Source organism: Streptomyces purpurogeneiscleroticus (assembly GCF_020024005.1).
GTDB lineage: Bacteria > Actinomycetota > Actinomycetes > Streptomycetales > Streptomycetaceae > Streptomyces > Streptomyces purpurogeneiscleroticus.
In genome coordinates, this window is the sequence record NZ_NHSG01000042.1 from 1 (window position 1) to 6,561 (window position 6,561).

Annotated in this window: 6 protein-coding genes; 4 read left to right on the top strand and 2 right to left on the bottom strand. The window is 71.0% G+C overall.

The features are described 5' to 3' along the window. Both CCS38_RS01140 and CCS38_RS01145 read left to right on the top strand, forming a co-directional pair. The coding region (locus CCS38_RS01140) for a lactate utilization protein B (RefSeq protein ID WP_223731287.1) at positions 1-1,335 on the top strand (1,335 nt) is incomplete at its 5' end. Then, a complete protein-coding gene (locus tag CCS38_RS01145; RefSeq protein ID WP_223731288.1) occupies positions 1,332-1,832 on the top strand; it encodes an LUD domain-containing protein in 501 nt (166 codons plus the stop codon). The genes CCS38_RS01140 and CCS38_RS01145, both read left to right, overlap by 4 nt. A 43-nt stretch (positions 1,833-1,875) precedes the next feature. Here CCS38_RS01145 and CCS38_RS01150 read toward each other — a convergent pair whose 3' ends face one another. Further along, the gene (locus tag CCS38_RS01150; protein WP_223731292.1) at positions 1,876-3,444 is read right to left on the bottom strand and encodes an AMP-binding protein; all 1,569 of its coding nucleotides are present in this window, start codon (positions 3,442-3,444) and stop codon (positions 1,876-1,878) included. A gap of 484 nt (positions 3,445-3,928) precedes the next feature. Between CCS38_RS01150 and CCS38_RS01155 the strand changes: the two genes are divergently transcribed. Next, positions 3,929-4,786: a GNAT family N-acetyltransferase gene (locus CCS38_RS01155; protein WP_223731289.1), complete on the top strand. Its 858-nt coding sequence runs from the start codon at positions 3,929-3,931 to the stop codon at positions 4,784-4,786. 199 nt (positions 4,787-4,985) lie between these two features. Further along, positions 4,986-5,774 carry a VOC family protein gene (locus tag CCS38_RS01160; RefSeq protein ID WP_223731290.1) on the top strand — a complete coding sequence of 263 codons (789 nt, stop codon included), beginning with the start codon at positions 4,986-4,988 and terminating at the stop codon, positions 5,772-5,774. Between the two features lie 126 nt (positions 5,775-5,900). On the opposite strand, the gene CCS38_RS01165 is transcribed toward CCS38_RS01160, so the two are convergent. Next, the coding region (locus CCS38_RS01165) for an alpha/beta fold hydrolase (protein WP_223731291.1) at positions 5,901-6,561 on the bottom strand (661 nt) is incomplete at its 5' end.

Sequence of the window (6,561 nt, forward strand, 5' to 3'; positions counted from 1 at the left end):
AACGACCAACGGCACGTCGGCACCTGGTCCCCCGAGGTGGCCGAGCTGCGCGAACGCGGCGCGGCCATCCGCCGCGAGACCCTGCCCGACCTGGAGAAGTACCTCCAACAGCTGACCGGGAACGTCGAGCGCAACGGCGGTGTGGTGCACCGGGCCGCCACCCCCGCCGACGCGCGCGCCGTCATCGAGCGGATCGCCCGCGAGAACGGCGTACGCCTCGCCGTGAAGTCCAAGTCGATGGCCACCGAGGAGATCCATCTCAACTCCCATCTCACCGCGCACGGCATCGAGGTGGTCGAGACGGACCTGGGCGAGTACATCGTCCAGCTGGCCGATGAGCGGCCCAGCCACATCGTCGGGCCCGCGCTGCACAAGTCCCGGCAGGACGTGGCGGATCTCTTCGGACAGCTGGCCGGTGACACAGTGTCAGGAGAGCCGGACGACCTGGCGGCCTTCGCACGTACCCGGCTGCGCGCCGACTTCAAGGCCGCCGGCATGGGCATCAGCGGCGTCAACTTCGCGGCCGCCGACACCGGCACCCTCGCCATCGTCACCAACGAGGGCAACGCCGACATGGTGACCTCCCAGCCGCGCATCCACGTCGCCGTGATGACCGTGGAGAAGGTGATCCCGCGCTTCGCCGACCTCGGGGTCCTCGTCCCACTGCTGTGCGACGCCGCCACAAAACAACGCGTCTCCGTCTACCAGACGCTCGTCAACGGGCCGCGCCGGGAGGGCGAGACCGACGGCCCGGAGCAGCTGCACCTGGTCATCCTCGACAACGGCCGCACGAAGGCGCTCGGCACACCGCAGGAAGAAGTACTCGCCTGCATCCGCTGCGGCAACTGCCAGATCGCCTGCCCGGTGTACCGGACGGTGGGCGGCGGCCACCCGTACAGCGCGGTGTACGGCGGCCCGATCGGCGCCGTCCTCAGCCCCCTGATCGACGAGCCCGGCCGCGACTCCGACCTGCCGTTCCTCTCCTCGCTCTGCGGTGCCTGCTACGACGCCTGCCCGGTCAAGATCCCGATCCCCGACCTGCTGGTGAACCTCCGCGCCGAGCACGAACGCACGCGGCCCGATGCCCGGACGGCCCGGGCCGGCTGGCGTGCCTGGTCGCTGGCGTGGCGTACGGAGACCGGCTTCCGCGCCACGCTGGCCGCGGCCCGGCTGGTGGGCCGGCTGCTCCCCGAGCGGCTGCTGGCCCGGCTGCCCGGCCCCGGACGCGGCTGGGCGCACGGCCGCGCCCTGCCCGCGCTGCGCGAGGCAGGCGCCTTCCGCAGCTGGTTCCGGCGCCGCGAGGAGAACCGGGCCCGCGACAGGAGGCAGGCATGAAGCGGGAGTTGGCGGAGCTCTTCCGGGAGCGGCTGGCGGCGGCGGGCGGCCTGGCCGAGCTCGCCGCCTCGCACGATGAGGCGCTGTCGCTGATCCGGCGCTGGGCGGGCGACCGCCCCGTACTCGTAGACGACCACCCGGATCTGAAGGGCCTGGAGGTGACCGGACCGCGCCCGGCGGACCCGTGGGGCGCCGAGGTCGGTATCACCGGTGTACTCGGTGCCGCCGCGGACACCGGGACCGTCGCGCTCGGCCCCGCGCCCGGCCGCCCGCGCGGCACGGCCGTGCTGCCCGGCACGCACCTCGCGGTGGTGCCGCTCTCGCGGCTGTACGCGGACTACGCCGACCTGATCGCGGCGCTCGGCCGCCTCGACCCCATGCCGTCCGGCATGCAGCTGATCACCGGGCCCAGCCGCTCCGGCGACATCGAGTCGGCGATGATCCAGGGCATGCACGGGCCACGGGCGGTACAGGTGGCGGTGTACCCGGACGCGTAAGAACCGCGCGGGCGGGCGCCTCGGCACCCGCCCGCGCCGTCCGCTAGGCGGCCTGCGCCTCCTCCGCCTGCTGCCGGAGCAGCTTCTTGTCCGGCTTGCCCGCGTCGGTCAGCGGCAGCGCGTCGACGAAGGTGATCGCGGCCGGCTCGTACATCGCGCCGCGCGCCTCGCGTACCGCAGCGCGCAGCTCCTCGGCCTCGGCGCCACTGCCCGGCGCCGCCACGACCGCGGCGTGCACCTGCTCCATGTTGTCCGCGTCCCGGACGCCGAAGACCGCGCTCTGCAGCACCTTGGGGTGCGAGTTGAGCAGGTCCTCCAGCTCGGTGGTGTACACATGGCCGCCGACGACCACGATCATGTCCTTGATCCGGTCGACGACGGTGATGTAGTTCTCCTCGTCCACGAAGCCCACGTCACCGGTGTGCAGCCAGCCGTCCCGCAGTACCTCGGCGGTCAGCTCCGGCTGCTTCCAGTACCCGGTCATCGTGCCGGCGGAGCGGACGCAGATCTCGCCCAGCTCACCGGCGGGCAGGTCGTTGCCGTCGGTGTCGCGGATGGCCACCTCGACGCCCGGCAGGATCCGGCCGGCCGAGCGCAGCCGCTCCACGTTCTCCGGGTCGTGCTCCTCGGCGGGCAGCACGCTGATGCCGCCGGCCTCGTTCTGCCCGTAGAACTGCACGAGCACCTTGCCGAAGCGGCGGACCGCGTCCGCGATGCGGGCGGGCGAGGACTGGCAGCCGCCGTAAGTCAGGGCGCGCAGGCTGGACAGGTCCCGGCGCTCGGAGTCCGGGTGGTCCATCAGCCGGTAGACCAGCGGCGGGAGCAGGAAGAGGTGCGTGATGCCCTCCCGCTCGATGGTGGCGAGCGCCTCGGCCGGGTCGAAGTCGTCGTGTAGTACGACCGTTCCGCCGCTCAGGAACATGACGTCGGCCAGCATCCCGGCAGCGTGCGCGATGGTGGTGCACACGAGCTGCTTCGGCGTGTACTCGGTCTCCTGCGCGGCGTGCATCATTCCGCGCATCCGGTTGAACTGCTCGAAGGTGGTGACGATGCCCTTGGGGTGGCCCGTGGTGCCGCCGGTGTGCCGGATGGTGCAGATGTCGTCCGGCAGCGCCCGGCTCGCGAACGGCTCGGCGGGCTGCTCGGCGCCGAGCGCCAGCACGTCCCGGCCTATCTCGCGCTTGGCCTCGCCGAGGGTGAGGACGGTGGGCACGGGCGCGCGCTCGATCAGCTCGGCGGCGCGGTCGGCAAGCCGCGGGTCGACGATCAGCGCCCGGGTCTCCACGTCGCGGACGATGTTGGCCTGCACGTCGGCAGAGAGCTTGTTGTACAGGTGGTTGACCCGGCAGCCGACCAGGTTGGCGGCGTAGCGGGCCGCGATGGCCTCGGGGAGGTTGCCGCTGAGCAGCGTGACGGTGGTGCCGCGCTCGATGCCCTGCGCGGACATGGCGTGCGCGGTGCGGTGCACCAGGTCGTGGAAATCACCGGCGGTCAGCCGCCGGTCGCCGTGCACCAGGAGCTCACGGTCCGGGTCGGCCGCCAGCGCGTCGAGGATGTCCTCGACGTAGGTACGGAACTCGGCCTCCGGCGCGGTGGCATCGGCGGCGTTGATGGCGTCGGCGGCGTCGGCGGCAGGAACCACCGTGTCGCTCGAACGTCCCGCATTATCATGGGGAGTTGTGGGGGTGGTCTGGGATGCGGCTGCCTCGGCAGGCATGAATGTCCTCCTGACACCGGCGCGCTCGTCCCCGCGCCCCGGTGGTGGTACTCCATCGGTCGGTGGGTGCCCAGGGCCGGTCCGGCGCAGGGCGCCGCACCCGGCACAAGCGTTCCCCCGCCCCGGGAATTTGGTTGCCCCAGACAACCAATTCCCATGCTAGCGCTCACCCCCGCCCCGCCGCACATCGCAATCCCTCCAATCCAGGCACTTGACTCCCTCTTTCCCTTTCTTTTCCTTACTCGTTCCCCTACTTGACCGTTCTTTCGCGCAGGGGCGCGGCCACCTCCCGTGCTGGATACGCACCTACGAATCGGGAAGGATGGCCCGGACCGTGGGCCGCCGCGCGGCCCGTTCTCCGCCGGAAAGGACATGCACAATGCCCCGTCAGGCCCCTGATCAGCTCGTCGTCACGCGAGCCACGCCGGAGGACTGGAAGCTCGTGAGCGAGTGGGCAGCGGCCGAGGGCTGGAACCCGGGCCTGGCCGACGCCGCCTGCTTCTTCACCCAGGACCCCGACGGCTTCTTCCTCGGCCGGATCGACGGCGAACCGGTCTCCGCCATCTCCGTCGTCAACTACAGCCCGGACTACGCCTTCCTGGGCTTCTACCTCGTACGCCCGGACCAGCGCGGCCGCGGCCACGGCCTCACCACCTGGAAGACCGCGCTCGCGCACGCCGGCGAACGCACCGTCGGCCTGGACGGCGTACCGGCCCAGCAGGACAACTACCGCCGCTCCGGCTTCGAACTCGCCTACCGCACCAGCCGGTACGGCGGCTCCGGACCGACCGGCCGCCCGGCCCCCACGCACGTCGCCCCGGCCGAGGCCGCCGGACTGGACGCGATCCTCGCGTACGACAACGCCCGATACCCCGCCGACCGCCCGCACTTCCTGCGCAACTGGCTCACCGCAGACGGCCATCGGGCGCTCGCTCGCGTCGTCGACGGGCGGGTGACCGGTTACGGCGTGATCCGCCCCGGCCGCGACGCGCACCGCGTCGGGCCGCTCTTCGCCGACACCGCCGACGACGCCCGGGCCCTGCTCGACGGGCTCACCGCCGACCTGGACGGCGCACCCTTCGCCGTCGACGTCCCCGAGTCCAACCCGGAAGCCACCGCGCTGGCCACCTCCCTCGGCCTCACCCCGTCCTTCGCCACGGCCCGCATGTACACCGGCCCCGTCCGGCCCCTGGCCACGGCGACCATCTTCGGAGTGACGAGCCTGGAACTGGGCTAGGCACGCCCTCCTGAGCTTTCTCCCGAGTGATCCCCTGAGTGCTCCTCCTGAGTGAATTCGAGAATTGACCATACGTTCGAATATTTCCCCGGACGGACACAAGATCACTGGATACCGTGGCAAGCCGGACAAGACCTCCCCAGAGGCTCACAGAGGCACGCAGAAGCACCTCATAACGGAAAACGGAGGAAGGCAGGCCATGGCCGTTAAACCTGAGGGCACACCCATCTGGATCGACGCTTCGTTCCCCGACCTGGAGGCAGCGAAGACCTTCTACGGCGAAGTGCTGGGCTGGACCTTCGGCGAGAGCTCGGCGGAGTACGGCAACTACACCCAGGCGTTCTCCGACGGAAAGGCGGTCGCGGGCCTCGCGCCCAAGATGCCCGGCCAGGACTGGCCGACCGCCTGGTGCCTGTACTTCGCCTCGGCCGACCTCCAGGCCACCTCGAACAAGATCCGTGACCTCGGCGGCCGGATCGTCATCGATCCCATGGCCGTCGGAGACTTCGGGCACATGACGGTCGCCACCGACCCCGCCGGCGTCACCTTCGCCCTCTGGCAGCCCGGCACCCACCAGGGCTTCGAGAAGCAGGGCGAGCCCGGCTCGTACTGCTGGGCCGAGATCACCACCCGCGAGGCCGAGCAGGCGGACGCGTTCTTCCCCGCGCTCTTCTCGTACGCCACGAAGAAGATGCAGGACGAGGCCATCGACTTCAAGCTCTACCAGCTGGGCGAGGACACCACCCTCGGCCGGATGAAGATGACCGAGGACTTCCCGGCCGGGCTGCCCTCGCACATCAACCCGTACTTCGCCGTCGACGACTGCGACGAGGCCATCGCAAAGATCACCAAGCTCGGCGGCCAGGTCCACTTCGGCCCGCACGACAGCCCCTTCGGCCGTTTCGCCGCCGTCTCGGACCAGCAGGGGGCGGGCTTCTCGGTGATCGACATGGGGACGACGAAGGGCGACCTGCCGAACATCTCGTAGATCTACTGGATCTCGTCGGTCCAAAAGATCTACGAGATCCAGTAGATCTCGCAGGTCACACGGCTTCAGTGGCCTTCCGTACCGGCTCCGGGCGCCTCACCGGCACCCGGAGCCGGTGCGCGACCGTCACCCGGTACCGGTCCCCATCCGCTCCAGCGCCGCCACCAGCCGGGCCGTGACCTCCTCCGGCCGCTCGACATTCATCAGATGCCCCGCCGCCGGAATCTCCTCGTACCGCACCTCGCACTCCGCGCCCCGCAGCCCATCGAGCATGATCTCGGCGGCCTTGCGCGGACAGAAGGCGTCCTCCGCGGCCCCGACGACCACAACGGGACACGTGATGTCGGCGAGCGCCGGAGTGAGCGGGCGCTCCCGCAGCCCGGCCATCGCGGCGGCCGCGTTGGCATACCCGGCCCCGTCCCCGACGGCCGCCATCCGCCGTGCCGTCACCGCGTCCACATCGACGTCCCCGTCCCCGTCCGTACGATGCAACGCGGCCACCGTGTCCGCGCGCATCACCTCCGCCAGCTGCTGCCGGTCACCGTCCCGCACCAGCCGGATCCGCTCCTCGTAGAACTCCACCGCGGCCTTCCCCACCACCGTGGACGTACCGAACACCACAGCCCCCGTAACCAGCCCGGGCGCGGCCGCCGCAGCAGCCAGCACCACCGCGCCGCCCAACGAGAACCCCACACACACGGCCGGCCCCGTCACCCCTCGCAGGAACTCCAGCAAATCCTCCCGCAGTTGCTCGAGACTCCCCTCAGCAGCACCGACCCCACTCCCC

Bases quoted from the DNA above. Each gene is read 5' to 3' on its own strand.
- CCS38_RS01160 (WP_223731290.1), top strand. From the start codon at position 4,986: ATGGCCGTTAAACCTGAGGGCACACCCATCTGGATCGACGCTTCGTTC.
- CCS38_RS01145 (WP_223731288.1), top strand. From the start codon at position 1,332: ATGAAGCGGGAGTTGGCGGAGCTCTTCCGGGAGCGGCTGGCGGCGGCG.
- CCS38_RS01155 (WP_223731289.1), top strand. From the start codon at position 3,929: ATGCCCCGTCAGGCCCCTGATCAGCTCGTCGTCACGCGAGCCACGCCG.